This is a genomic window from Priestia megaterium, assembly GCF_009497655.1.
Taxonomy (GTDB): Bacteria; Bacillota; Bacilli; order Bacillales; family Bacillaceae_H; genus Priestia; species Priestia zanthoxyli.
This window is the reverse complement of record NZ_CP023317.1, coordinates 2,716,832-2,743,511: the sequence shown is the minus strand read 5'-3', so window position 1 is coordinate 2,743,511 and position 26,680 is coordinate 2,716,832. Positions and strand designations below refer to the sequence as shown.

31 protein-coding genes and 1 other annotated feature are annotated in these 26,680 nt (G+C 39.1%); of the genes, 28 read left to right on the top strand and 3 right to left on the bottom strand.

What is annotated here, in order from left to right; all coding sequences use genetic code 11:
* Window positions 1-230: 230 nt before the first annotated feature.
* The 15 genes from CEQ83_RS13815 (at window position 231) to CEQ83_RS13750 (ending at window position 11,375) form a co-directional block, all read left to right on the top strand.
* Window positions 231-542: a hypothetical protein gene (locus tag CEQ83_RS13815; protein WP_028412954.1), complete on the top strand. Its 312-nt coding sequence runs from the start codon at window positions 231-233 to the stop codon at window positions 540-542.
* A 364-nt stretch (window positions 543-906) separates the two neighbouring features.
* The gene (locus CEQ83_RS13810) at window positions 907-1,233 is read left to right on the top strand and encodes a nucleoside triphosphate pyrophosphohydrolase (protein WP_155017325.1); all 327 of its coding nucleotides are present in this window, start codon (window positions 907-909) and stop codon (window positions 1,231-1,233) included.
* 38 nt (window positions 1,234-1,271) lie between these two features.
* Window positions 1,272-1,799 carry a hypothetical protein gene (locus CEQ83_RS27470; protein ID WP_223546103.1) on the top strand — a complete coding sequence of 176 codons (528 nt, stop codon included), beginning with the start codon at window positions 1,272-1,274 and terminating at the stop codon, window positions 1,797-1,799.
* 71 nt (window positions 1,800-1,870) lie between these two features.
* Complete coding sequence (locus CEQ83_RS27465) at window positions 1,871-2,245, top strand: HNH endonuclease domain-containing protein (RefSeq protein WP_223546674.1); 375 nt, start codon at window positions 1,871-1,873, stop codon at window positions 2,243-2,245.
* Window positions 2,246-2,383: 138 nt separating this feature from the next.
* A complete protein-coding gene (locus CEQ83_RS13800) occupies window positions 2,384-3,328 on the top strand; it encodes a DNA-binding transcriptional repressor DeoR (RefSeq protein WP_026106623.1) in 945 nt (314 codons plus the stop codon).
* A 5-nt stretch (window positions 3,329-3,333) separates the two neighbouring features.
* On the top strand, window positions 3,334-3,657 hold the full coding sequence (locus CEQ83_RS13795) for a hypothetical protein (RefSeq protein WP_140451470.1): 324 nt from the start codon (window positions 3,334-3,336) through the stop codon (window positions 3,655-3,657).
* Window positions 3,658-3,839: 182 nt separating this feature from the next.
* Window positions 3,840-5,141 (top strand): pyrimidine-nucleoside phosphorylase, encoded by a 1,302-nt coding sequence (locus tag CEQ83_RS13790; protein WP_016764541.1) that lies wholly within the window; start codon window positions 3,840-3,842, stop codon window positions 5,139-5,141.
* A gap of 21 nt (window positions 5,142-5,162) precedes the next feature.
* A complete protein-coding gene (deoC, locus tag CEQ83_RS13785) occupies window positions 5,163-5,837 on the top strand; it encodes a deoxyribose-phosphate aldolase (RefSeq protein WP_014459662.1) in 675 nt (224 codons plus the stop codon).
* 59 nt (window positions 5,838-5,896) lie between these two features.
* Window positions 5,897-6,295, top strand: a complete 399-nt coding sequence (locus CEQ83_RS13780) for a cytidine deaminase (RefSeq protein WP_013057475.1) — start codon at window positions 5,897-5,899, stop codon at window positions 6,293-6,295.
* 19 nt (window positions 6,296-6,314) lie between these two features.
* Window positions 6,315-7,496 (top strand): NupC/NupG family nucleoside CNT transporter, encoded by a 1,182-nt coding sequence (locus CEQ83_RS13775; protein ID WP_028412960.1) that lies wholly within the window; start codon window positions 6,315-6,317, stop codon window positions 7,494-7,496.
* Window positions 7,497-7,644: 148 nt separating this feature from the next.
* Window positions 7,645-8,259, top strand: coding sequence for an AmiS/UreI family transporter (locus CEQ83_RS13770; protein ID WP_098196627.1), 615 nt, complete (start codon window positions 7,645-7,647; stop codon window positions 8,257-8,259).
* Window positions 8,260-8,301: 42 nt separating this feature from the next.
* Window positions 8,302-8,546, top strand: a binding site (T-box leader).
* 67 nt (window positions 8,547-8,613) lie between these two features.
* Entirely contained in the window at window positions 8,614-9,843 is a 1,230-nt protein-coding gene (locus CEQ83_RS13765) for an MFS transporter (protein ID WP_155017324.1), read from the top strand.
* A gap of 78 nt (window positions 9,844-9,921) precedes the next feature.
* Window positions 9,922-10,344: a DUF4275 family protein gene (locus CEQ83_RS13760; protein WP_115654163.1), complete on the top strand. Its 423-nt coding sequence runs from the start codon at window positions 9,922-9,924 to the stop codon at window positions 10,342-10,344.
* Window positions 10,345-10,625: 281 nt separating this feature from the next.
* Window positions 10,626-10,973 (top strand): DUF805 domain-containing protein, encoded by a 348-nt coding sequence (locus tag CEQ83_RS13755; protein WP_155017323.1) that lies wholly within the window; start codon window positions 10,626-10,628, stop codon window positions 10,971-10,973.
* Between the two features lie 45 nt (window positions 10,974-11,018).
* The gene (locus CEQ83_RS13750) at window positions 11,019-11,375 is read left to right on the top strand and encodes a DUF805 domain-containing protein (protein WP_025751374.1); all 357 of its coding nucleotides are present in this window, start codon (window positions 11,019-11,021) and stop codon (window positions 11,373-11,375) included.
* Between the two features lie 289 nt (window positions 11,376-11,664).
* Here CEQ83_RS13750 and CEQ83_RS13745 read toward each other — a convergent pair whose 3' ends face one another.
* Entirely contained in the window at window positions 11,665-12,735 is a 1,071-nt protein-coding gene (locus CEQ83_RS13745; protein WP_155017322.1) for an LLM class flavin-dependent oxidoreductase, read from the bottom strand.
* 320 nt (window positions 12,736-13,055) lie between these two features.
* Between CEQ83_RS13745 and CEQ83_RS13740 the strand changes: the two genes are divergently transcribed.
* From CEQ83_RS13740 to CEQ83_RS13710, 6 genes are all read left to right on the top strand, one after another.
* Window positions 13,056-13,868: an amino acid ABC transporter substrate-binding protein gene (locus tag CEQ83_RS13740; RefSeq protein ID WP_155017321.1), complete on the top strand. Its 813-nt coding sequence runs from the start codon at window positions 13,056-13,058 to the stop codon at window positions 13,866-13,868.
* 150 nt (window positions 13,869-14,018) lie between these two features.
* On the top strand, window positions 14,019-14,828 hold the full coding sequence (locus tag CEQ83_RS13730; RefSeq protein WP_155017320.1) for an SRA domain-containing endonuclease: 810 nt from the start codon (window positions 14,019-14,021) through the stop codon (window positions 14,826-14,828).
* A 180-nt stretch (window positions 14,829-15,008) separates the two neighbouring features.
* Window positions 15,009-15,920 (top strand): NAD(P)/FAD-dependent oxidoreductase, encoded by a 912-nt coding sequence (locus CEQ83_RS13725; protein WP_155017319.1) that lies wholly within the window; start codon window positions 15,009-15,011, stop codon window positions 15,918-15,920.
* Between the two features lie 112 nt (window positions 15,921-16,032).
* Window positions 16,033-16,311: a hypothetical protein gene (locus CEQ83_RS13720; protein ID WP_155017318.1), complete on the top strand. Its 279-nt coding sequence runs from the start codon at window positions 16,033-16,035 to the stop codon at window positions 16,309-16,311.
* 251 nt (window positions 16,312-16,562) lie between these two features.
* Complete coding sequence (locus CEQ83_RS13715) at window positions 16,563-17,564, top strand: DUF3231 family protein (protein WP_155017317.1); 1,002 nt, start codon at window positions 16,563-16,565, stop codon at window positions 17,562-17,564.
* 160 nt (window positions 17,565-17,724) lie between these two features.
* A complete protein-coding gene (locus tag CEQ83_RS13710) occupies window positions 17,725-18,072 on the top strand; it encodes a DUF805 domain-containing protein (RefSeq protein WP_155017316.1) in 348 nt (115 codons plus the stop codon).
* A gap of 32 nt (window positions 18,073-18,104) precedes the next feature.
* Here the strand turns inward: CEQ83_RS13710 and CEQ83_RS13705 are convergent, their stop codons facing one another.
* Entirely contained in the window at window positions 18,105-19,289 is a 1,185-nt protein-coding gene (locus CEQ83_RS13705; protein WP_155017315.1) for an iron-containing alcohol dehydrogenase, read from the bottom strand.
* A 158-nt stretch (window positions 19,290-19,447) separates the two neighbouring features.
* Between CEQ83_RS13705 and CEQ83_RS13700 the strand changes: the two genes are divergently transcribed.
* The 7 genes from CEQ83_RS13700 to CEQ83_RS13670 all read left to right on the top strand — a co-directional run bounded on the left by CEQ83_RS13700 (window position 19,448) and on the right by CEQ83_RS13670 (window position 25,895).
* Complete coding sequence (locus tag CEQ83_RS13700; protein WP_228123006.1) at window positions 19,448-20,551, top strand: sugar diacid recognition domain-containing protein; 1,104 nt, start codon at window positions 19,448-19,450, stop codon at window positions 20,549-20,551.
* A gap of 126 nt (window positions 20,552-20,677) precedes the next feature.
* On the top strand, window positions 20,678-21,946 hold the full coding sequence (locus CEQ83_RS13695) for a GntP family permease (RefSeq protein WP_047750704.1): 1,269 nt from the start codon (window positions 20,678-20,680) through the stop codon (window positions 21,944-21,946).
* 20 nt (window positions 21,947-21,966) lie between these two features.
* Entirely contained in the window at window positions 21,967-23,103 is a 1,137-nt protein-coding gene (locus CEQ83_RS13690) for a glycerate kinase (protein WP_155017313.1), read from the top strand.
* Window positions 23,104-23,428: 325 nt separating this feature from the next.
* On the top strand, window positions 23,429-24,322 hold the full coding sequence (locus CEQ83_RS13685) for an alpha/beta fold hydrolase (protein ID WP_155017577.1): 894 nt from the start codon (window positions 23,429-23,431) through the stop codon (window positions 24,320-24,322).
* A 134-nt stretch (window positions 24,323-24,456) separates the two neighbouring features.
* Window positions 24,457-25,131 carry an HAD family hydrolase gene (locus tag CEQ83_RS13680; RefSeq protein WP_028412976.1) on the top strand — a complete coding sequence of 225 codons (675 nt, stop codon included), beginning with the start codon at window positions 24,457-24,459 and terminating at the stop codon, window positions 25,129-25,131.
* A 16-nt stretch (window positions 25,132-25,147) separates the two neighbouring features.
* Window positions 25,148-25,603, top strand: coding sequence for a GNAT family N-acetyltransferase (locus CEQ83_RS13675; protein WP_155017312.1), 456 nt, complete (start codon window positions 25,148-25,150; stop codon window positions 25,601-25,603).
* A 76-nt stretch (window positions 25,604-25,679) separates the two neighbouring features.
* The gene (locus CEQ83_RS13670; protein ID WP_047750713.1) at window positions 25,680-25,895 is read left to right on the top strand and encodes a DUF3951 domain-containing protein; all 216 of its coding nucleotides are present in this window, start codon (window positions 25,680-25,682) and stop codon (window positions 25,893-25,895) included.
* Window positions 25,896-25,904: 9 nt separating this feature from the next.
* Here CEQ83_RS13670 and CEQ83_RS13665 read toward each other — a convergent pair whose 3' ends face one another.
* Window positions 25,905-26,660 carry a hypothetical protein gene (locus tag CEQ83_RS13665; RefSeq protein WP_155017311.1) on the bottom strand — a complete coding sequence of 252 codons (756 nt, stop codon included), beginning with the start codon at window positions 26,658-26,660 and terminating at the stop codon, window positions 25,905-25,907.
* Window positions 26,661-26,680 lie beyond the last annotated feature (20 nt).

The window sequence follows — 26,680 nt, the reverse complement described above, 5'->3', positions numbered from 1 at the left end:
GTTGATGTTTACTTCATTCTCTCGACGAAGAGCTCCTCGTTATTACATGTAAAACAAAGCCTTTTCCTCTCATTCATTTTCCACTACTACACTAGTCCCGTATAAAAACGTATCTTTATATGGGACTATCGATTTATTTTTAGTACACGTATTTTTACCACTTTTTTCATATACAACCGTTCAGAAACAAAACTTCTGTGCATACATTGAAGACAAAGGGGGAGGATACATTGGGAAAAACAAGTCGTATATTGAAATGGGTCAGCGGAGGATTAGAGGCTCTTTGGGGGATTCCAATTCTAGGCGGGACCTTGGTTATTGGCCTAGCCTACACGCCGCTTATTTTAATGCTCGCATTGCATATTGTAGGTTTAGTATTTGCGATTAAAACAAACAAAGTTCGGACAGGGCATATCATGGGAATTGTCTGTTCTGCTATTGCGTGGATTCCAATTGTCGGCATGATCATGCACATCTTAACGGCTATTTTCTTACTTATAGAAGCAGCCAAAGATAATGAACCATCTGAAGACGCAGCATAAAAGAAGAGCCGCCTGATTTTAGGTGGTTTTTTTATATTTCCAAATAAAGACTGGTAGGCTCTTTTGCTTTGAAAAATCCTTTTTATGTTAGAATATTAGAAGTATTTTCTAAAAAAGGGGGTAAACACAATAGATAAAGAAAATCAAAAGAAGAACAGATTTCTTGCCGTAGGAGTTATATTAGCCGCTCTTGTAAGTTTTATATTTCTACTATGGAGTATAGGCTGGGTAATTCCAAATGCAATGAGTGCCAGCGGCTATAAAGGTAAAGAAACGTTTATTGATTTAAATGTGTTTAACGGAAACCAAGCAGAATTTGAAAAATACTAGTTTACTAGAAAGGTAAGAGAGGGAGGAAAAAATAATGCCTACTTATAACAAGCTAGTGCGAGATAAAATTCCCACAATTATTGAAAAAAGTGGAAACACCTTCAAACCACGCGTGCTGCAGCGAGATGAGTATCAAAATGAGCTGAAGGAAAAGGCAAAAGAAGAGCTTCAAGAATACATAGAAGCCCAAACGCATCAAGATGCCATTGAAGAACTCGCAGATTTACTGGAAGTTATGCACGCGCTAGCAGCTGTGCACGGGGCCACGCCAGAACAGCTTGAGAAAGTGCGTGAGGAGAAGGCGGAGGAGCGCGGGAAGTTTGATGGTCGAATTTATTTAGTGGAAACAGAAGAAGCGTAGTTTGGTGGTGCAATAGTGGAAGGAGCGAGCGGTGGCAGGTGAGTTTCAATTTAAAAGTAGGAGAAATAAAAAAAACTTATTTAACAGAACAAGAAATTTGGAAGATCATTAATCAATTTTTCGCTAATGGTCACTTTACCACAACATATAAATATGGATTGATGAAAGCTTTAATTGAAAACCTATATAATGTTGACAATCGGTTAGTCCTCACGTTTGATCAAGTGTATTTTTCATTTGCTAAAATATATTGGAACTTGGTTATTCATCATGATTTAAATCAATTAAATACGTCCAACAGACAAGCTGGAATTCAAAAAGAGTTAAAGGAATTTCAGTTAATGCATGGTGTCCCCAATAAAGTAGTATTTGATCGTTTACCAAGTAATCTTCAATTGCAGTTAGTAGAAAGAACTAAAAAAGTGGGGGCAAGGTATGTAGTAGGGGCGTTATATGGAGATATGGAAGGTTCTGTTTATGAGTTTGATAAAAGAACAGAATACATAAAGTTTAATAGCAGTATATATTTTTTTTACAAAAATATAGACAAATTGTTACTCATTTAACCAATTATCATTTGGCGAAATTTTTAGAAAAGCATAATGACAAAAATAAGTTGGAAGATGTCTTGTTGAAAGTGGAAAATATATCAAAACGCGAATCGCTGCATGCATTCTATAACATCCTTTGGAAATATGAAACAAAAGAATGTTTTTATTGTGGGAAAGTTCTTTCTGATAAACGCATCGCTACTCATGTAGATTATTTTATTCCATGGAGTTATATCCAATCAGATAATATGTGGAATTTGGTGCTAAGCTGTCAAAGCTGCAACACAAAAAAGAGCAATAAACTTGCTAAGAGCTTATATCTTGAGAAGATGTTTGTTCGTAATGAGAATCTTAAATTAACAGCAGTTCACAATGATTTTAACTATTATTCGGAGCGTAAGTTAGAAGCTCTTTATGAGTATGCTGGAATGAATGGATACGTAGAAAACTGGTCTCCTTAAACCCGAGTATTTCTCTTTTCATCTCAGTTACAAAATCCCCTCTTGAAATTTTGTTCACCAAACAAGTAAACTAAAGACATAAGTTTGGTAAAATTGGGATAAGAAATTCATGAGGTAAGGGAGAACAAGTCGATGGAGATGGATCAAGAGAAATTTAATAAGGTGATTGAAGCGGCAAGGATGTATTATATTCTTGATTATAATCAAAGTGAAATTGCAAAAAAACTTGGTGTATCGAGGCCTACGGTTTCTCGATTGCTGCAGACAGCAAAAGAAGAAGGCATTGTTCAAATTAAAATTGTGGATTCATCTATCAATAGTGAAAAATTGTCTTCTCAGCTTGAACAAAAATTCAATCTAAAAAAAGCAATCGTCACACCGGTGCCTCAATATGAAAATCACATTATTAAAAGTCATCTAGGCGTGGCAGCAGCTGACTATCTCTATGACATCGTAAAAGATGGAGATATTATTGGGGTGACGTGGGGAACAACTCTTTATCAAGTGGCCATCGATTTAAAACAAAAGTATGTGAATGACGTGCAGGTTGTGCAGTTAAAAGGCGGCGTAAGCCATTCGGAAACGAGCACGTATGCTTCTGAAATTATGTACTTATTTGGAAAGGCATACAATACGCCTCCTATGCATCTTCCTCTGCCTGTGATTGTCGATCACGTGGTAGTCAAAAAAGCAATGGAAACGGATCGTCATATTAAGCGCATTTTAGATTTAGGCAAGCAAGCCAACATTGCCGTGTTTACTACGGGACCCATTAAAACGGATTCGCTGCTTTTTCAGCTTGGCTACTTTTCTGAGCAAGATGTAGAGATGATTTCTTCGCGAGCCGTAGGAGACATTTGTTCACGCTTTTTTGATAAAGATGGACAAATTTGCAATGAAAGCCTGGATGAACGGACGCTTGGACTTGATTTGGAGGAGCTGAAGAAGAAAGAGTACGCCATTTTAGTAGCTGGCGGGGATCAGAAAATCGACAGCATTTACGGAGCGCTGCAAGGGAAATTTGCAAATGTACTCGTTACTGATCAGTTCACGGCGCGCTTTTTATTAGATAAACAAGAGTAAAGGAGATGAAGACGCTGTTTTTTCAAGAGCAAAAGCTTCATCGAATTGAAATAGTAGAAGATATTGTATCTTATTCCGTGTCGTCTCTGCAGGCACAGCGAAACCGGTATCCTTTTCAAGGGGACGTTTCAAAAGACGGAGTGATTGCCAAAGGAACCACGGGCTATATCATTAAACGGTGGGGAAGAATGTATTTTTCTCCTGATGCTAATCAAAAAGGAATTGAACAATTTACACCCCCTGATCAGCCATATGTATTAATTCCTTATAAAAAGGTAAAGAATAAGTACAGAATCGTATTGTCATTTGTGATAAAAGCTGAAAAATAAGGGAAGACTTCCGAGTGCGGAAGTCTTTTTTTATTCACTAAAACAGCGGCTATAAATATTTTTGAACAAATGTAAATATATCTGTTTACAATTGTTCAAAGCTATTATATAGTAAGGGTGTAAGTTGTTGAAAACGTTTTAGTGGATGCACAATATGCAGATACTTTTAGGGGGAAAACGTCATGAGAATGGTTGACTTAATTGAAAAAAAACGTAATGGACATGAATTAAATAAAGCAGAAATCGATTTTATTATCGAAGGTTATACAAAAGGGGATTTACCTGATTATCAGCTATCGGCATTTGCGATGGCGATTTACTTTCAAGGAATGACGCAGGAAGAACGCGTAAATTTAACGCAAGCAATGGTTGAATCAGGCGATCAAATTGACTTATCAAAAATTGAAGGTATTAAAGTAGACAAACACAGCACAGGCGGCGTAGGTGATACAACAACACTTGTATTAGGACCTTTAGTAGCTGCGGTTGATGTACCGGTTGCCAAAATGTCTGGCCGCGGCTTAGGACACACTGGCGGTACGATTGATAAACTAGAAGCAGTGCCTGGCTTCCACGTTGAAATTACAAACGAAGAATTCATTCGTTTAGTAAATACAAATAAAATTGCCGTTATCGGTCAAAGCGGAGACTTAACGCCAGCGGATAAAAAACTTTATGCGCTTCGTGATGTAACAGCAACGGTTGATTCGATTCCGTTAATTGCAAGCTCAATTATGAGTAAGAAAATTGCGGCTGGAGCAGATGCCATTTGCTTGGACGTGAAAACGGGGAACGGCGCATTCATGAAGAAGCTTGAAGACGCTGAAGAATTAGCAAAAGCAATGGTTGAAATCGGAAAAGGCGTAGGCCGAAACACAAAAGCAATCATTTCAGATATGAGCCAGCCTCTAGGTTTTGCGGTTGGTAATGCGCTTGAAGTGAAAGAAGCAATCGACACGTTAAAAGGCGAAGGCCCTGAAGATTTAACGGAGCTTTGCTTAACATTAGGAAGTCATATGGTTGTACTTGCTGAAAAAGCAAGCAGCTTAGACGAAGCGCGTGCAATGCTTCAAGAAGTAATTAAGAACGGAAAAGCATTAGAATCATTTAAAACATTCTTAAGCGCACAGGGCGGAGACGCTTCTGTGGCAGACGATCCGTCTAAATTACCGGATGCAGCGCACAAAATTGAAGTGCCAGCAAAAGAAGATGGCTACATTTCAGAAATCGTTGCAGAAAAAATTGGCGTAGCAGCAATGAAGCTAGGTGCAGGACGTGCAACAAAAGAATCTGAAATCGACTTAGCAGTTGGTATCATGCTTAATAAAAAAGTTGGAGACCAAGTGAAAAAAGGCGACTCTCTTGTTACAATCCACAGCAACAGCGAAGATGTACAAGAAGTGATGGATATCGTTTATGATTCTTACAGCACGGTCGCTGAAAAAGTAGAAGCTCCAACGTTAATTTATAAAGAAATTCATTAAGAAAGAGAGAGGAAGAACAAAATGAGTCAAAACATTACGGGTATTATTGATCATACATTATTAAAAGCAGATGCAACAGAAGAGCAAGTTACGGTTTTAGCACAAGAAGCAAAAGAATATTCATTCGCTTCAGTTTGCGTAAATCCAACGTGGGTAAAAAAAGCAGCTGAGTTATTAAAAGATGCTCCAGAAGTAAAAGTGTGTACGGTAATCGGTTTCCCTCTTGGAGCTACGACTTCAGCAGTAAAAGCATTCGAAACAACAAATGCAATCGAAAACGGTGCAGATGAAGTAGATATGGTGATCAACATCGGCGCATTAAAAGATAAAAACTATGACTTAGTGCAAAGCGACATTCAAGCAGTAGTAGATGCTGCAAAAGGAAAAGCGCTAGTAAAAGTAATTATTGAAACAGCTCTTTTAACTGACGAAGAAAAAGCAAAAGTTTCTGAGCTAGCTGTAAAAGCTGGAGCTGATTTTGTTAAAACGTCAACGGGCTTCTCAACAGGAGGCGCAACGGTAGAAGACGTAGCGCTTATGAGAAAAACGGTTGGACCGGATGTAGGTGTAAAAGCTTCTGGCGGCGTTCGCGGCTTAGAAGATGCAAAAGCAATGATTGAAGCAGGTGCAACACGTATTGGTGCAAGCTCTGGCGTATCAATTGCAAAAGGTCAATTAAGCAACTCTGATTATTAATAAATGACAGCAGGTTAGTACTAGCTAACCTGCTGTAAACTAAGCAAAGGATGATGACGGTGGAGCCAAAACAATTAATAGATGAAGCAATCGCAGCAAGCAAACAAGCACATGTACCGTATTCTCACTTCCATGTTGGTGCAGCTCTTTTAACAACCGATGGGAAGATTTATCGTGGATGCAATATTGAAAACGCTTCCTATGGATTGACGAACTGTGCTGAGCGAACGGCTATTTTTAAAGCTGTTTCAGAAGGGGACAAGCAGTTTTCAGCTATTGCAGTTGTAGGAGATACGGACGGCCCAATTTCTCCTTGCGGCGCATGCAGACAAGTATTAGCTGAGTTCTGTGATGATCACACACAAATTATCTTAGCAAACCTAAAAGGAGATTTTGTGATTACAAACATTAACGAAATCTTACCAGGCTATTTTTCATCAAAAGACTTACAAAAATAAGTAAGCAGTGGAGGATACTATGAAATATTTAATTGGCATCTTAGGATTACTCGTTGTCTTTGGATTAGCGTATCTTGCAAGTAATAACCGTAAAGAAATCAAATATAGACCAATCGTTATTATGGTTGTGATTCAGCTTCTTTTATCAGCTTTACTTCTAAACACAAAGTTTGGCTTGATTATTATTAATGCGATTGCCAGCGTTTTTGGAAAGCTGCTTTCATACGCAAATGAAGGCGTAGAGTTCGTATTTGGCGGAATCGCGAATAAAGGATCAATGCCGTTTTTCTTAAACGTGCTGCTTCCAATCGTTTTTATCTCTGTCTTAATCGGGATTTTGCAGCACTTTAAAATTCTTCCGTTCATTATGAAATGGATTGGGTTGGTTCTCAGTAAGATTAACGGAATGGGAAAATTAGAGTCTTATAACGCAGTAGCTTCTGCAATTGTAGGTCAGTCAGAAGTATTTATTACCGTTAAAAAGCAACTAGACAAACTGCCGCCAAACCGTTTATATACGCTTTGTGCATCAGCTATGTCGACTGTTTCAATGTCTATTGTCGGTGCTTATATGACAATGATTGAACCAAAATACGTGGTAACAGCAATTGTGATTAACTTATTTGGCGGATTTATTATTTCTTCTATCATTAACCCTTACACAGTAACGGATCAAGAAGATATTTTAGAAGTACAAACTGGTCATAAGCAAACGTTCTTCGAAATGCTTGGCGAATATATTATGGATGGATTTAAAGTAGCAATTATCGTAGGTGCGATGCTAATTGGTTTCGTTGCGCTGATGGCTGCGATTGATAACGTGTTTGAAATGTTATTTGGTCTGTCGTTCCAGCATCTGCTTGGCTATGTGTTTGCACCGTTTGCATTCATCATGGGTGTTCCTGCTTCAGAAGTTGTGGCAGCGGGTGGAATTATGGCAACAAAGCTTGTAACAAATGAATTTGTGGCAATGATGAGTCTTTCAGATATGGCTTCAACATTCAGTGCTAAAACACTTGGAATTGTATCCGTATTCTTAGTATCATTTGCTAACTTCTCATCAATTGGAATCGTGTCAGGAGCGGTTAAAGGCTTAAGTGAAAAGCAAGGAAATACAGTAGCGCGCTTTGGTCTTCGTTTACTGTATGGAGCTACGCTTGTAAGCGTATTGTCAGCGATTGTTGTCAGCTTCATTTTATAAGTGTAATAGAAACAGAAAGAAAAGCAGTTTCCTTTTCAAAAGGAATTGCTTTTTCTTTTTTACATGTAAACCGTAACTCCGCACATCCTAAAGAAAAACATCGACACAGAGGAGGACAAGAAAAGCTGGGGGCTTTTCTTACTGAAAAATGGATCAAATTGGACTATTGCTGTCAGGTGCAGCTTTATTTTTAAACGGACTGATGCTGCTTGGAAAAGCAGATGAAAAAAATGTAGGCGTATTTAACCTATTTGTTGGAGCTTTTCAAGTTATTGCTCCGTTTTATTTAATTATTACGTCAGACCAAAGCAACTGGATTTTATATGAAAGAACGGCAATCTTTTTATTTGGCCTCACGTATTTATATGTAGGCGTGACGGTATTAAAAGGAATGCAGGGAACGGGGCTGGGCTATTATTCACTTTGGGTATCGATTATCGCTTTAGTGTACGTTACGGTTTCTCTTGTTCACTATCATGACGTAGTGAATGCCATTACATGGATTCTTTGGTCGTTTTTATGGTTTTTATTTTATGTGCTTAATACGAGCAAAAAAGATGTATCTGCATATGTAGGGAAAGTGGCGATTGTACAGTCTTGGGTGACCTTAACAATCCCAGCGCTGTTTTCGCTAACGGGCGTATGGGGAAATAAAGATATGTACAATATGTGGGGAATTGTGTTGGTAGCTTCCATCATTTATTTTGTATACGTAGGATATCGACTATTCTTTTCTCAGCCGAAAAAAATGATTTTGAAATAAAGTATTTACAAAAAATAGATAATAATGGTAAGATGTTAGAAATTAAATGCCGTGAAGAGAAAAGTAGACAGCGCGTATTCTTAGCAGAGAGCTCCGGAAGCTGAAAAGGAGCAAGAAAAACGCTGTTGAAACAAGCCTCTGAGCAGCGCATTGGATCTAACGTGATAGTGCGACGGCTGCTTCCGTTACAAAGCTAGAGTATAAGCGAAAGCCGTACTCGATAAGGTTTATATGGCGACATATGAACAAACTAGGGTGGCACCGCGATTTATAATCTCGCCCCTAAGACAGATGTCTTGGGGGTGGGATTTTTTTATTGGCAAAAATCAATAATGAAGCGGAGGCCTTTCTTTTATGAAAAATAAGCTGTTGTCTTGGAAATACCCGTGTTTATTGCTGTTTGGAATTGGCACTAGCAATATCGGCGACTGGATTTATTTAATTGCTTTAAATGTCATGATGCTTGATATGACGAATTCGCCGCTTGCGGTTTCAGGACTATACATGATAAAGCCGCTTGCTGCGCTATGTACAAATATATGGTCTGGAAGCTTAATTGACCGCATGAACAAACGGAAGCTGATGCTGTTTTTAGATTGGATGCGCGCCGGAATTATTGTTTGCCTTCCGTTTTTCTCATCCATCCTTATCATTTATGCGCTGGTATTTATCATCAGTATGGCAAGTTCGATGTTTCGCCCGACATCGATGGTCTATATCACAAAGCTTATTCCAACTGAAAAGCGAAAAAGATTTAATTCACTGCGCAGTTTGATTGACTCAGGAGGCTTTCTTCTTGGTCCGGCCGCAGCAGGTGCGTTATTTATGATTGGAACGCCTGTGTTTGCTATCTATGCCAATGCTGCAGCGCTCGTGGTGTCTGGAATGGTTACTTTATTAATGCCGAACTTAGATACAAAAACAGAAACTAAAGAAAATAAACTCTCTGTAAACACCATTCGAGAAGATTGGAAAGCGGTGATTCGCTTCAGTAGAGCCAACAGATACATTATCACCATTTATGTATTGTTCAGTTTCTTAATGGTCATGGCCACGGCAATTGATTCTCTTGAAGTTTCATTTGCAACAAGAGTCATTCATTTATCCGAAAGCGAATACGGATTTTTAGTAAGCGTAGCAGGCGCTGGCATTATGATTGGCGCAGTTGTGAATACACTGTTGGCTCAGAAGCTGTCGGCGAACTTTCTCATAGGCGCCGGCAGTGTAGGAGTATCGCTTGGCTATTTGCTGTACGCGTGTTCGTCTTCTTTTCAAACCATGGGAACAGGATTTTTTAGCTTATCTTTTGCGTTAGCTTTTGCAAGTGCTGGTTTTCAAACCTTTTATCAAAACAGCATTCCCGTTGACATGATGGGAAGAGTAGGAAGTATCTATGGACTGCTTGAGTCACTCCTGATTATTATGATGACCTTTCTATGCGGAATGGCTGCACACATTGTTTCAATTCAAGGAGCTGTAGTTGGTGGAAGCCTGATTATGCTTTTAAGTACGATTGTGTTGTTTTTGTACACGTTAAAGCCGGCGTTTTATAAAATAAGTTTAGTCAAAAAACAAGGAATCTAACGCATAGGTACTAATGTACAAATAAGCTAAGAAGCCGATAAAAAGAAATGAATACAGAATAAAGGGTGAGAAAGCACAGTGAAAATGAAAGATGCGTTAAAGAAAAAAGGAATGTTTGTTAAAAAATTATCGAATCAAGGTGAATTCTTCCGGAAGCGGTGGGAAAATGAATTTGCAGATGCTTTAAGCGCATCGCAAAAAAAGAAAATTTATATGGACCAATTTTTATGGCATGCGTTTAGCTATGAAAAGCTACCTTGTTTACAAGGAGAACAAGCGGTTCAAGCGTTTGAGCACCAAGTTAAGAACGACTGTTATTTGTTGTTTGAGCATGATGAACGAGTGCTGCAGCTATCTAAATGTAAGCATTTAACAACTGATGATTTAAGTGAAAATACAAATATGTATTTAGAAGATTTATACGTGGTGGATAAAGATTTTACGTGGACTTATGTGATCACGCATGAAAGTTCATGTGGACCTTACTTTTACCGAACATAAGTAAAGATAGCGTTTGCCGTGTTTATTGACACGGCAGTTTTTTTTTTTTTTTGTTATAAAAGAACATTTTATTAATTAAAAGTAATTATAGGTATAAAATGGTTTTTATTGTGGGATTTTTGGGTATTTAATACTAAATATTATCCATCTCTCTCCTATATCTATATTACTATTTGGAATGTTTTCAAAAAATAGGATATGAAAATAATTTTTTGTATGCTAAGGTAATTACTGCTAGTAAGCTTGTCTTACAATATTCGGTTTAAAAAGGAGGTTTTTGTATGAAATGGTATTTACATGTGCTAAAAAATTATGCAACGTTTCAAGGAAGAGCAACACGTACAGAGTATTGGATGTTTGTCTTATTTAATTTTATTATTTCTTGCGTGCTTTCAGCTATTGAATTCATGACAGAGAAGCCTACATTTTTGTTTACAATTTACGCTGTGGCAGTCCTAATCCCATCACTTGCTGTGACAGCGCGCCGCCTGCATGACACGGGAAAAAGCGGTTGGTGGCAACTCATTAGCATTATTCCAATTATCGGGGGTATTTGGCTGCTCATTCTTCTATGTCTAGAAAGTGAGGAGCAGGTAAATCGCTTTGATGTACCAAATAAAGTTGCGTAGGTTTTAACCGTTAGATAATTTAATAAATAAAGAGAGGGTTTAAAAATGCACTGGTATATAAAAGCGTTAAAAAATTATGCAACGTTTCGAGGGAGAGCAACGCGTACGGAGTATTGGATGTTTACATTATTTAGTTATATCTTTGCGCTTGTTCCATTTATATTTATTTTCATTGATTCACTTACAGTCTTTGCACCTATTTTAATATGGTTATACGCAGCAGCAATGATTCTGCCTTCACTTGCCGTTACTGTTCGCCGACTGCATGATACAGGAAGAAGCGGCTGGTGGTATTTAATTAACTTTGTTCCAGTTATCGGAGGCATTTGGCTGCTCATCTTACTTTGTCAAAGAAGCGAAGTAACGGCCAATATTTACGACACAGACACGCAGGCTTCTTAACCAGAGTGGTTTATTAGTTTAAAAGTGAGTAAACTAAACGTGTGAATTGTATCTAAATTAAAAAGTGGTTGGGACAAAAGTAATTTAGTTGAAGAAAATCCGAACTAATTGAGATTCTTGATGGAGAATCCAATTAGTTCGGATTTTTTCATAGTGTGATGGTGAACGTGAATTTTATGTGTATAGGTTCTTCTAGCGCCCGCGGAAAGCGAAGCCTCGCACGGAAATCAACGGCGGTGTCATAAGCGGTCCAGCTCATGTATCTGATTTGTTCGTCTTTAGGTTGGATTCATTTCGTTATATCTTGGCCTTGGCCTCTTTTTTCATTTTCCCACACGCTGCCGGGAATTTCTTTTCGAAGAACAGGTGCAATATCACTTGCAAAGCGCTCTAGCTGTTCGCGCTGCTCTGCTTCGCTTAGACCGTCTACGCTGATGCTCAGCACTTCGTTTCCATAAGCATAGTGATAGTCTATTATTTTTTCAATGATTTGCTCTGGGCTTCCTACTAAAGCAGGGCCGTGTTGAACGATGTCTTCTAGTGATGTGAATGGCGATTGATTAAGCTTGGCTGCTTCTGTATTGCTAAATGCGTTATAGTATGGACGATAGCGGCGAATCGCTTCTTCCGTTGTATCAGAGATATATAGGCTGCTAGCCCCCGAACCGACGATGGCCTTGCGTGGGTCATGGCCATAATAAGCAAAACGTTCCCGGTAGTGGTCAATCAGCGCTTTATATTTAGCCTGAGGGTGAAAGGAATTGGATGAAAATAGCGGCTCTCCGTATTTAGCTGCAAGTTCTGTAGACAGCGGGCTTGACGCGCTTCCATGCCAAACGGGAATAGAAGGCTGAAACGGCCGAGGCTGAGTCGTAACGTTAGTTAAAGGCGGACGATAACGGCCGCTCCACGTGACATTTTCTTCTGTCCAAAGCTGTTTTAAAAGAGCGTATCTTTCAGCAAGAGACTCCCATTGTTCTTCTTCTGTAATGCCAAAAAGCGGATAATGACGGGGATCATTGCCTTTTCCAATAATCAGTTCAAGGCGTCCACCCGACAGGTGATCAAGCGTTGCGTAATCTTCAGCTACTCGTACAGGATCTAAAATGCTTAGAACGGTAACGGTAGTAAGAAGACGAATGTGCGACGTTTTAGCAGCGATTGCACTTAGAACAACGGGAGGAGAAGAAGACAAAAAAGGAGCTCCGTGTCTTTCGCCGACTCCGTAAGCATCAAAACCTAATTTTTCTGCCAGCACTGCTTGATTTAACACATGCTGAAACTTTTCTTGAGCAGTTAATGTTTCTCCAGTAACCGGGTTCTGGATATTTTGAATAAGACTAAATAAAGCAAATTTCATACGTTTTACCTCCAAAAGATAAAATGCTGGACGACAATAAAAAAAGCAAACGTACACGTATTGTCGTGTCCATTTGCCTCCAGTTGACTGGTAGATATGTAGTTTTATTGTTTTATTAGTTGTATCTTAAGCGGTAGACACTGAGCTGTCAAGATAATCTTTTTTCTAAAACCTACTTGATTTATCGGTTAACTAGTATTATGATGTGAATAATCTTACACGAAGTAAGCCCACTGGTTAACCAGAGGCTCTTGATGAAGCAGATGCTTTATCAAGAGCCTCTTTTTATTACATAATAGAGGGATTCAGGGGAGGAACGTATGAAAAAATATTGGCTGTTTTTACTTTCAATTGTAGTAGCTGTGAGCGTGGCAGGATGCGGAACAAACGCATCTCCAAGTGCGGGAGAAAAGAAAGAAAAAGATGTTCAAACGATTGTTGTTGGAACAGGCACTCAGTTTCCTAACATTTGCTTTATTGATGATAAAGGCAAACTGACCGGTTATGATGTAGAAGTAGTAAGAGCGATCGACAAAGAGTTAAAGGATTATAAATTTGAATTTAAAACGATGGAATTTTCAAATCTGCTTCTTAGCTTAGAAAGTAATAAAATTGATATGATTGCTCATAACATGGCTCAGAACGCTGAGCGAAAGAAAAAGTTTTTATTTAATGATGAAACATATAATTATTCTCCGCTTTATGTAACGGTCCCTAAAACTCGAGATGATATTCATTCCTTAAAAGATTTAGAAGGTAAAAAAATGATTGTAGGAGCTACAAGCAATGCGGCTGTCTATCTAGACAAATACAATCAAAAACATGGTAATAAAATCGATGTAGTTTACGCTGGTCAAGGTGCTGATGATGCCACAACTCAATTAAAAACAGGCCGGGCAGATGCTACGCTTGCGACACCATTTTCCATCGACTTTAGTAATCAAGCGCTGAAATTTCAGCAAAAAACAGTTGGAGATATTGTGATTAATTCAAAAGTGTATTTTATGTTTAACAAAAAAGACGAAAAGTTAAAGTCGGAAGTCGACCAATCGATTAAAAAGCTGAAAAAAGACGGGACGTTAAAAAAACTCAGCACAAAATGGCTAGGAGAAGACTATACCGTGCAAAATTGACTATAGCAAAAAAGCAGCTGCCCATACAGCTGCTTTTTTGTATGATATAAATCCAATAGATAGAAGAAACGATCTGCAAAGAAAACAAAAATTAGTGTATAGTAGAGCTATAAGTACTATAAAAGCAGGACCGCAGTAGGAGGCCATTCATTGATTACGGATTTACAGCGCGGAGATTTCTTTCAAAAAGGACATCGTTATCGCAGAAAACAAATTCATAAGCTTTATAAAGGACAGGAACAAAGCGAAATATCAACGCCAAAAGCGCATCCATATATTTTTATTTTTACAAAAGAAAGCGGAAGTGAATACGGAACGGGACACGGATGGAACAAAGATAAAACCGCTTTTTTCTATACGGGGGAAGGCCAAAGAGGATCGATGCAGCTCATTAAAGGCAATAAAGCGCTTCGTGAACATTTTTTATCAGGAAAAGCCGTTTATTTGTTTCACTACGTGGAGCCGGGAGTGGTCGAGTTTGTTGATGAAGTGACGTATATCAATCATCAATTAGAAATTATGTGGGATTCAGACGGAAAGCTGCGTGAAGCCATTATTTTTGAACTTGAACGAAATTCCGTGATTGAGGAAAAAGCAGCACAGCTGGATGTTTCAGCTTATTCAACTGAACAGCTTCGTCATATGGCGTTAGGGAAAGAAAAAAAGACAAGTATTTATGAACAAACGGCAGCTCTTGGACAATATGTTCACAAACGCGCAGCGGGTATTTGTGAAGCCTGCGGAGAAAGCGCGCCGTTTATCGCAAAAGATGGAAGCTCCTTTTTGCAAATGTACTATCTTTCAAAGCTGTCAGAGGGCGGACTTGCTAAGCCAAAGGACGCTGCTGCACTGTGTCCCAACTGTCATAGCCGTCTACGCTACGGGAAAGATAGTGAGGTATATAAAAAAGAGCTTATCATTAAAATTAACAAAAAAGAAGCAGGGGAGAAAAATGAGTAATATCACTTCTCCTATTTTCTAAAAAACCGTCTCTAGACAGTACAACTGCCGAGGCGGTTTTTTGTATGTAGAATGACTTCAAAAAATAAAGACAGTAAAGCGTATAAAAATAATAGAAAAACAGATAATGAAAAACTGAAGCTTTCGTTTAGAAAATAGTAAAAGCTGGGGTGATGTGCTGTGGCAGACAAGTATGACTGCGTCATTATAGGTGGAGGAATTGCAGGACTTCAAGCCGCTATTCAGCTTGGAAGATATAAGCGCAGTGTATTGGTTATTGATTCAAACGATGGACGTTCCAATATCTGCAAGAATTATCAAAATATATTGGGATGGCCTGAGGGAATAAGCGGGCAAACTCTAAGAGAAACGGGAAGGCAGCAAGCAAAAAGCTACGGCATTCAATTTGCAGAAGATCGTGTCATACAGTGTCAAAAAGAAATAGAAGGGTTTAACGTCATCACAAAATCTGCTAATTACGAAGCAGCTACTTTATTGTTTGCGACCGGAGTCGTAGACCGGATTCCTTCTGAACTTCAGCAAGAGCTACATCACTGTATGGGAAAAACGGTATATGTATGTCCCGACTGCGATGGGTACGAAGTAAATAATAGAAGGGTATTAGTACTAGGCTCGGGAAAAGCAGGAGCCAATTTATCTCTTACGTTAACATATTGGACCAGCGACATTACATACATTAATCATGACAAAAAAGAGATTGGACCTTTAGTACATACCTTGATGAAAAAGGGAATTACCTATAAAAAAGAGGCAATAAAAAAAGTCATAGCCGAGGCAGGAATGTTAAAAGGAGTAATCCTTCAAAATAATGAAATCGTCTATGGAGAAAGAGGTTTTTTAGCATTCGGAAGAAATAAAGTTCGAACAGAATTAGCGCATGAGCTCGGAGTAGAACTTTTAGAAAATCAGCATATTATCGTAAATCCGCGTACAAAAGAAACAAATGTTTCAAACGTGTGGGCAGCAGGAGATATTGTGGCTCACTCTGAACAAGTTACAGTAGCGATGGGAGAAGGTTTACAAGCAGCTATCTGGATACACAAACGTCTGTTAGAACTATATGAAAAATAATTATTTTTATAAAAAAAGTAAGATTGCATGTTTTGTTTCCTTTCTGTTAGGGAACTGGAAATAAAAGAGAGATAAAACATGATTAAAAATGAGGAGAAGGAGTGGCAAAAAAGTGGTATATAGTCAAGCAGTAAGAAAACCTGAGTTTCAACAAGCAGAATCGGAAGGGTTAAATGAAGCCATTCACGAGTACATAACTCGTCGTACACGTCACAATGCACCGGTTGTGGATGCGCTTCGATATATTATGACCATTGAACATAAACACGAACGTATGCAGATAGCGGCAGAATTGTTCGGATCAGCTATTCAGCGTGTAAAAGATCAAGATATCGTTCAATATCTAAAAAAATGCGGAAGCTACAGAAGAATTTCTGATACGATGGAATAAAAACGTTTTCTTCGAAAAAGTCCTTTAATAGAAAGGGGCTTTTTTTGCTTCCTCCATTTAAAAGCGAGGGTAAATACATAGAATTCTTCCAGTTTGTGCATAGTAAATGAAGCAGATTTAATTGAGGCAGCGACAGATTTTTGTGTCTGATCATATGAACGAATGTTAAAGCAGAATACAGTCTTCATTTGTACAGATACCTACTCTTGAATAAGTAGAGCCCTATGTATCCCTAGCAGGAGGTTTAGTGTATGAGTCAAGAAATACCCTTAAGTTCAAGTGAAATTGCTACTCTTTGGATGACCTATCAGCAAAAGACAATGGTCCGAAGAATCTTAGAATATTTTATTGCACACGCAGAAGATGACCGAGCAAAAGAAATTATGCAAGATACGCATATGCAAGTGGTGAACTACATTGAAGATATCAAAAAAATTTTACAGAATGAAGGGGCAGCCATACCGGTAGGATACACAGAAAAAGACGTAAATGTCGGTGTTCCTAAGCTTTATGATAAGATGTTTGATATTATGTTTCTTCGCCTTTTAAAAGAAATTAGCATGGGGCTACATACGCTTCATTTAACCATGTCCTACAGAAAAGACATGATTTCACTATATAAAGAGCTTACCGCTTTCACGCAAAGTGGCTATGACAAATGTGTAGATTATCTTCAGGAAAAAAACGTGCTTCCAAGACCTCCAGCTGTTTCAGTACCTAAAACAGCGAAGTTTGCTGAAGGCACAGATTACATGGATGGAATCCATCTATTTTCGAGTAAACGGGTATTAAATACTGTAGAGGTAGCACATATTTATTACGCTATCGAAAGCAACATTCTTGGCATGCAAATGATTACAGGGTTCGCTCAAGTAGCAAATGAACCTGAAGTGAAGAAGTACTTTGTAAAAGGAAAAGAGCTGGCTAAAAAAGTTGTAAGTGATTATAGCAAGATTCTTTTGGAGAGCGATATTCAGACGCCTGCTACTTGGGGAGCGAAAGCGACAGAATCAAAAGTAGCACCTTTTTCAGATAAACTGATGATGTACTGCGTAAGTTTATTCTGCAGTTTCGGGCTGGGGAGCAACGCTTTAGGCACTGCGTTTAGTTTGCGTGGAGATCTTCCTCTTACACTTGTCAGTACGGCCAAAGACATTTTAACATACGGGCAAGACGGGGGGAAAATCATGGCCAAAAACGGATGGCTTGAGGAACCGCCCAGTATGGAAGACCGAAATGATTTGATTAAATAGAAAAAGCATAATACATCAAGAAAACTTCTTTTTTTAAAGAAGTTTTTTCTTTTGGATAAAAAATGTCGTTATTTGTTTATTTAACGGTTTGTTTTTTGAATAAAAAGGATATATAAACTATAAATTTACAATTATATGATAAAAAAGGAGGATTTTGCAGATGAGATGGTACATAAAGGTGTTAAAAAATTACGGGGTATTTTCTGGTCGAGCAAGCCGAACTGAATACTGGATGTTTGTGTTAGTTAACTTTGTTATTTCATTTATTCTTTCGTTCCTTCAGTTCGTTATTGATAAGCCTCTTTTTCTTCCGGTTATCTATTCGTTATTGGTTGCAGTCCCTTCGTTAGCGGTAGGAGCAAGAAGGCTCCACGATACGGGAAAAAGCGGATGGTGGCAGCTCATTACATTGGTTCCACTTATCGGCGGTATTTGGCTAATTGTGTTATTCTGCCAGCCTAGCGATCCAAAAGAAAATCGTTTTGGTACAACAGCCAAAGCAGCATAAATAGAACTCCCCCTTATATAAGGGGGAGTTTTTTAGTGCATAGGTTCCACTATAGCTCCATCATAAGCCGACTGGTAAATAGCTCGTATGTCTTTTTCATGAAGAGGCAAAGGACTGCGAGCGAGAATTCGTTTTTGCTGGACGCCATCTTCTGTCAGCTTTTGAAGGGCACTTTCTGGAATATCAAATCGGCGAAGAGTCTGAGGAATTCCGACGTCTTTGATAAGTGACTGCAGGTGTTTTACACACTGGTAAGAAGCTTCTTCTGTTGATAAAGAGGTAGCGTTTCCACCTAGTGCTTCAAAAATATCCCGCATTTTTGTCACGCAGCTGCTGCGGATATAGCCCATAACGTATGGAAGCAGTACGGCGTTTGATTCACCGTGAGAAATATGAAACTGTCCACCTAACGGATATGCAAGTGCATGAACCCCAGCAACACCGGCGTTAAAAAAAGCGAGACCTGCTAAATAGCTTCCGTAGCTCATCTGAGTTCGCGCTTCTTTATCTTTGCCATCTTCTACAGCTGCTCTTAAAGAAGAGCTGATCATGCGTATAGCCTTTAGGGCTAAGGCGTCTGTTGCTGGATTTGCATTTACTGATATATAAGCTTCAACGGCATGAGTTAATGCATCAACCCCTGTAGCCGCCGTTACTTTAGGAGGCACGCTCAGCGTAAGCTCGGGATCTACAATCGCGGCGTCCGCAAGCAAGTAGTCGTGGGTCACAACGTCTTTTGTGCTTTCAAGAGACAGCACAGAAATATTCGTTACTTCTGAGCCCGTGCCGGAAGTTGTGGGAATTAAAATTTTAGGAAGACCTTTTTTTGAAATTTGTTTTCTACCAGTTAAGTTCAAGTATTCTTCTACAGCTCCGTCATGAACGGCTAAAACGGCCGTAAGTTTTGCTAAATCTAATGCGCTTCCGCCGCCCACTCCAATGACTAAATCAAATTTTCGGCTTTTTGCGTAAGATACGAGTTTTTCACCAAGCGCTAAAGGCGGCTCTGGTGTCGTATCTGCGTATACATCTACTTCGTATCCATTTTGGATAAGAGGAGCACTCACTTTATCTACAAGTCCAATGTCTTTTAACACGGGATCTGTGACGATTAAAATATGAGCAGGGTCATATTTTTTTACTTCCGGAAGCAGTTGCTGAAGTGATCCCCATCCTGTGTAGCTGAGAGGGGTGAAAACTAGTTTTGACACAGTCATTCTTTTATCCTCCTATAGGCACTGTATTGTTGGCGGTTTCAAAGATGTGGTTTTGCTTCTACGTATATTATAATGAAGTATCGTAAATTTTTCATTGAATGCAAATTAGCCGTCACGAAAAAAATGAGCTTTACTTCATAGAGGCAAAGGATGGGGAAATGTTGAGATACGTAACAAAAGAATTAGCTCAGAAAATTGTGTGTAGAACAATGGAGATTATTGATTGCAACATTAACGTAATGAACGAAAAAGGAGTGATTATTGGGTCTGGTGACAAAAATCGAATGGATCAAATCCACGAAGGAGCGTTGATGGTATTAAAAAACGGCAGTTCCTACGAAATTACTCAGAAGCAGGCTGACACGCTGCGCGGAGCCAAACCGGGCGTGAATTTGCCTATTTTCTTTAACGGAGAAATTGTTGGAGTCGTGGGATTAACAGGACTGCCAGAACAGATTCGTAATTACGGAGAGCTTGTGCGTATGGCTGCTGAAATGATTTTTCAAGAAATGATTTTAATAGAGGAAATTCAGTGGGATGAACGATTAAAAGAAGAGGTGGTTCATCAGCTTCTTCAACAAGAAGAGCCGCTGGATTCCTTATTTTTTGAACGAGCGAATCGGTTTAATATTAACTTATACCTTCCAAGAATGGCACTAATTATTAAAGCTGAAAATCGCCATGAAGTTATGAAGGTTGTAAAGAAATACATCATAGCTAATAATGATCTATACGCTATGCTTCCAGACGGAGTAGTCATATTAAAATCTATAGAAGCGGGCAGCGCTAGCAGCTATGCTGAACAGCTGGAAAAGCAGCTTCGTGCGTCTGGTTGTCCTTATAAATTATCTGCAGGATCTGTTCAAGCTGACTTTAAAGGCCTTCATGTATCGTATCAGCAGGCAAAAGATACGCTTTCGGTTGGTTCAAAGCTTCATCCAGAAGCTGATTTCTACTGCTATTCGGATTATCAAATTCCCGTACTGTTACGTCAACGCGCCGGTTTTCAAGAAAATCATGATCTGTTGCAATACTATGAAAAGCTTAAGGAATATGATAAGAAAAAAGAGCTTATCGAAACGTTAACGATCTACATAGAAGAAAATGGCGAAGGAAGCACGGCAGCTAAAAAGCTTTTTATTCATCGAAATACGCTAAGCTACCGTTTAGATAAAATTCAAGATATTACGGGAAAAGATCCAAGGAAAGTAAAAGACCTTCTTGAACTATATGTAGCCATGCTGCTATCTAAAATTTCATAATTGTGCACGTGCATAAAAGATCTTGCGATAGCAAGGTCTCTTTTTGTTGAAATGACTAATGAAAGAATTAAAGGTAGCGCTTACAATTAGCACTGGGGATAGAAGAAATAAGAAAGGGGATGCTTTATGGACGTTCAAGTAAGCGCATTAGGCGCGATTTGTGCATTAGTAATTGCCATTATATTAATCTTAAAGAAAGTGGCTCCTGCATACGGAATGATAGCCGGAGCTTTAATAGGAGGACTGATAGGCGGAGTTAATATTGCTGATACCGTTACTTTAATGATTGAAGGAGCGCAAGGCATCATTCCTGCAGTGCTGCGGATTCTTGCAGCTGGGGTATTAGCCGGCGTATTAATAGAATCAGGTGCTGCAGCGGTTATAGCAGAAACCATTGTAAAAAAACTCGGGGAAACAAAAGCACTTTTAGCTCTAGCGCTAGCCACACTTATTCTTACGACAGTAGGCGTGTTTGTTGATGTTGCTGTGATCACAGTAGCCCCTATTGCTTTAGCTATTGCGAAACGTACGGGTATGTCAAAGCCTGCTATTTTACTAGCAATGATCGGAGGAGGAAAGGCAGGGAATTTAATGTCTCCTAATCCTAACGCCATTGCTGCTTCAGATGCATTTAATATTCCGCTTACATCCGTTATGGCCGCAGGGATTATTCCCGCTATATTCGGCGTAGCAGCTACTTATGTAGTAGCCAAACGATTAGTGAAAAAAGGAACAATGGTTCAAGCTGAAGAAATAGATACAGTGGATGCAAGCAGCTTGCCGCTGTTTTTAACAGCCATCATAGCGCCAATCGTTACCATCGTCCTGCTGGCGCTGCGTCCGCTTTTTGATATTAATGTTGATCCGATGGTTGCTCTTCCCGCAGGAGGGATTGTTGGTGCCATTGTGATGAAAAAAGGAAAACAGCTTAATACATACGCTATTTCAGGGTTAGGGAAAATGTCAGGTGTAGCCATTATGCTGCTTGGAACGGGGACATTAGCAGGAATCATTGCTAACTCTCAGCTAAAAGACGTGATCATTCAAGGCTTGTCTGCCATTGGGTTGCCTGCTTATGTTTTAGCACCGGTTTCAGGTATTTTTATGTCAGCCGCAACGGCTTCGACAACGGCAGGAACAGCAGTCGCAAGCCAAGTTTTTGGATCGACGATTTTAGAGCTAGGCGTTTCTGCTTTAGCCGGGGCTGCTATGGTTCATGCTGGAGCAACCGTACTTGATCACCTTCCGCACGGAAGCTTTTTCCACGCAACGGGCGGAAGTGTAAATATGAAAATAAAAGAACGTTTAAAATTAATCCCTTATGAATCGCTGATTGGACTCATTATGGCAATTGTATCCACGCTTATATTTGGTGTATTAAAGCTATACGGGTAAAAACAAAAAGGAGTGTTTCTATGAAAATTGTGATTGCACCGGATTCATTTAAAGAAAGCTTAACGGCTTTGCATGTTTGTGAAGCGGTTGAAAAAGGAATAAAAGCCCATTTTCCAGACGCGGAGATTAGTAAAGTACCTATGGCAGATGGAGGAGAAGGAACTGTTCAGTCGCTTGTAGACGCAACGGGTGGAGATATTATACAAGCGCGAGTAACCGGACCTTTAGGTAAAGAGGTGGAAGCTTTTTACGGAATTCTTGGAGACGGCAACACGGCTGTTATTGAAATGGCAGCCGCTTCAGGTCTTCATCATGTCCCTGTCGATAAACGAAACCCGCTTATCACAACAACGCGAGGAACCGGCGAGCTCATTCTTAAAGCGTTAGATCACAAAGTAAAGCATATCATCATTGGCATCGGAGGAAGTGCTACAAATGATGGAGGAACTGGTATGGCAAAAGCTTTAGGGGCAAAGCTTCTTGATGCTAACGGAGCAGAAATTAAAGAAGGAGGAGGCAGTTTAGATCAGTTAGCCTCTATCGATCTGACAAACTTGGATTCTCGGCTTGCTGAAGTCAAAGTAGAAGTGGCGTGCGACGTAGACAATCCGTTAACGGGTGAAACCGGAGCATCCGCTGTGTTTGGTCCTCAAAAAGGTGCGACTCCTGATATGGTTAAACAGCTTGACCGTAATTTAGCTCATTACGCAGCGATTGTTGGAAAAGAAATGGGTATTCATATTCAAAGTATTCCTGGTGCCGGAGCGGCAGGAGGACTAGGAGGCGGCCTGCTGGCATTTTTATCTGCGGGGTTAAAGCCAGGTGTAGACATCGTCATTAAAGCAACTCAGCTAGAAAGCTATATTAAAAATGCCGATCTTGTCATTACCGGTGAAGGAAGAATAGATGGACAAACCATTTACGGAAAAACACCCATTGGCGTAGCCAAAACAGCAAAAAAGCATAGCGTTCCGGTGATAGCGATAGCAGGGAGCATTGGAACGGGAAGCGAAGCTGTATATGAACATGGTATTTCTGCGTTATTCAGCGTCGTGCCCGGAGCGGTCGATCTGTCAGAAGCGCTGGAAAAAGCGAGTGAAAACATTGAAAGAACGGCTAAAAACGTAGCGTCAGTTATACGCTTAGGCATCAAGTGAAGAAGTTACAGTTTTTATTGTTCTTTTTTTAATAAATAGTAAAAGGTCTCTTCCATAAGAAGAGGCCTTTTTTTCGTTTAGTGCTGAAGTAAGCTGCTATCATTCTTTTAAATTTTATATAGGAAATAGAACTAAACGTTTTCTGAAGCGTCATAGTAAGTAAGCAGTTCCAAAGATTCTCTAGCATTCTCGTCGGCTTACTAACTGCTACTTACGGAAAGGAGAGGTAAACGTGCAAAAAAAGTTTAGGTTCTTGAGAATTTTACGAAACATGATAGTAGCTATTTTAGGGATATGCATCATTTGGGTTGTAACGAATCAAGTAATGACGGCAGTAGAAAAGAAAAAGTACCCGCCTATTGGTCAATTAGTAGAGGTTGATGGCAGAGATATTCATGTATATACAAAAGGTAAAGGGGAAAATACGATTGTACTACTAACCGGCCTAGGAACGACTGCGCCTGCACTGGATTTTGAACCTTTAGTAAATGAACTGTCGAAGGATAATAAAGTTGTGGTAGTAGAACCATTTGGATACGGATGGAGTGACACTACGAATAAAAAACGTACGGTAGAAAATAGTGTAAGCGAAATGAGAGAAGCTTTGCAAAAATCGAATATAAAGGGTCCGTATATATTAATGCCGCATTCAGTTTCTGGCGTGTACAGCATGTATTACGCTAATAAATATCCAGATGAAGTAAAAGCAATTATTGGAATAGACCCTACGTTGCCAAAAGCGCTGGATTATTTTAAAGAAGAAACGCCGAATATACCAAGTTTGATGAGTGTTTTAGCGCCAAGTGGACTTGCGCGCTTAGCCCTGCTTACTAGTCCTAATCAGTATCTACCGCTAGCCGAAGAAGGAACGTATACAGCAAAAAATTTAAAAATGACAAAAGCAATCTCCAGCTGGAAAGGCTACAACAAAAACGTCATTGATGAAGCAAAAGAGCTGAACAACAATATAAATAAAACTCTCGATATGTCGTTTCCTTCAAAAATGCCCGTAATGATTTTTACTAGAAAAATAGATAAAGAAGCAAAAGAAGGAAAATCAAATATTACGTTTTACCAAAATCAATTAAGTCACGTATCGTCGCAAAAACTAGTTGTTTTACAAGGTCATCACTATTTACACTGGACGAAGTACAGAGAAATAAGCAAATATGTAAATGATTTTATAGATACATCTATTAATTCAAGTACAAGGAAATAAAGGATATAAGAAAAAGGAGTCCAAACAAGAGGTCTCCTTTTTTATAGGAAAGAATTAAATCTAGTTAGCTGTCTAGCTATAAATGTTATAATTAACCAATCGCTGGAATGATTTATATATAAAGGAGGAAAATCATGATTAAAGCCGTCATTTTTGATTTAGATGGGACACTATTAGACCGAGACAGTTCACTAAAGCTTTTTATTCAAGATCAGTACGAGAGATATAGTGAAGAACTAGCACTCATACCGAAGCAAGAGTACACATCTAGATTTATTGAGTTAGATCAAAAAGGCTACGTATGGAAAGATAAAGTATATGAGCAGCTTTTGAACGAATATGATCTTTCGAATCTGACGTGGGAGGAGATGCTAGATGATTACCTTCACTATTTTCCAGCTCACTGCGTTCCGTTTTTACATATGGAGGATGTACTAAAAGAGCTAAAGAAAAAAGGGTTGTTACTAGGCATGATCACAAATGGTTTTACGGACTTTCAGTGGATGAATATTAAGGCGCTTGGAATTGATCACTATTTTGATACCATACTTGTTTCCGAACAAGAAGGCATTAAAAAACCGCATAAAGATATCTTTTTGCGAGCATTAAAAGCGCTTGATGTGTCGGCTGAAGAAAGTGTATACATCGGGGATCATCCAGAAAATGATGTGCTTGGCGCAAGAGGCGCGGGCATGCATGCTGTATGGAAAAAAGGCGCTTTCTTTGACGGAAGTTTTACAGATTCATATATAATAGAGGATTTAAAAGAACTATTGAACGTTATGAATGAGTTTCAAGAGACCTGTTGAGAAAAGGGGAGCAATGATGAAAAGTCAAGTTCGTTTACTAACCGATAAAGAATTAGAAGAAGCAGCAATCATCTATACAAATGTTTTTAGTGGGTCACCGTGGAATGAGCCTTGGAGTATAAACACTGCTTATGCTCGTTTATACGATATCAGTAAAACTCCAGGTTACATAGGGATAGGTTACTCTCACAGTGAAAATAATAAACTCATAGGATTTATAGTAGGAAATGAAGAACAGTGGGCGAACTATAAGACGTTTTATGTAAATGAAATTTGTGTGTTAAGCAGCACTCAGCAAACTGGCATAGGAACGAGTCTTTTATCTTTCCTTAACGAGTTACTTATACAAAAAGAAGTGAAAGAAGTCTATGTGTCTACTGAAAGAGGCAAAGGCAAACCAGAACGTTTTTTTAAAAAGAACGGTTTTGTTACTCATGAATCTCGTATACTGATGACAGTAAATGTAGATTGAATATAAGTGAATGGGTGTAGGGTATCCGTTTTGTTGTTCCAGGAGGAACGGTTTATAAAGCAGGAGGAAATAATTTATGATTTTTTCGCTACTAGTTTTAGCAGCTATTCTAATAGTGAGTATTCCGTTGATGATTATTATTGTTAAAACAGTTTGGCATCGAAAGCTTCCCCGTAATTACTATACGCCGTTTGATTATCTTGCTGCACAAACAGAAGAAGAGTTTCACGAAGAACAAAATGAACGAGAACTAGAAGAAAAAGAAGGAGATGTTGTAAACAGAAAGAGCTAAAGGTTGTTTTCAACTCTTTCTGTTTACAGCCCACCCCTCAACAATTTCCATAAATTCACTTAGGTGTTCTTCAAATATCCGTTTTCGATGTCCGTTTGCTCCGGATGGATGAGGAAAGCCAAATAAATACGTATGCCGAGAAAACGAAGGTTCACGCGAAAGTTTTCTTAAAACATTTTCAACTGCTTTTCCTAGCGGAACGATTAAGCACGGATTCTTTATTTCGTTCAATTCCTGTGGAAACACTTCAAAAGCATAGTGTGAAAGAAGCGCTGATCGTTTAATTGGCGGCTGATGACCCGTATAGTTTTTCCCTTTGTAAAACACAGGATACTTTAATACGGACGTTGTATGCAGCATATCTCGCTGTGAAGCAAATAACTCAGCGGCACTGTCCATACCGATCGCTTTTTGAACGCCGCACCTGTCTAACATGTCTATTAAATTGACTCTCATCGTTCCGCTAAAGCTAGCAGCTTTTTTTGTTTCGTACAGTACTTGTTTAAGCGGCTGATGATGGGACAGGCTGGAAACACATTGTTTAAAAGCAGTTTTCATTTGAAACCACCCTGGTGTGATGCCGGCAATAATAATATGAGCGTCTGGATTTATGTAATCGTTATGGGGTGAGTAGTACATGCTTAGTTCCTTTTCTTGACCGATTAAAAAGTCTTTTTGCAACAGCTGTTCTTTCGTGAAATTCATGTTATGCAATTGTTGAAGGGCAGGCAGACATTGTTGAAAATAAGAATGTTTGCTAATCATATGCGCTCTCTTTCCTTATC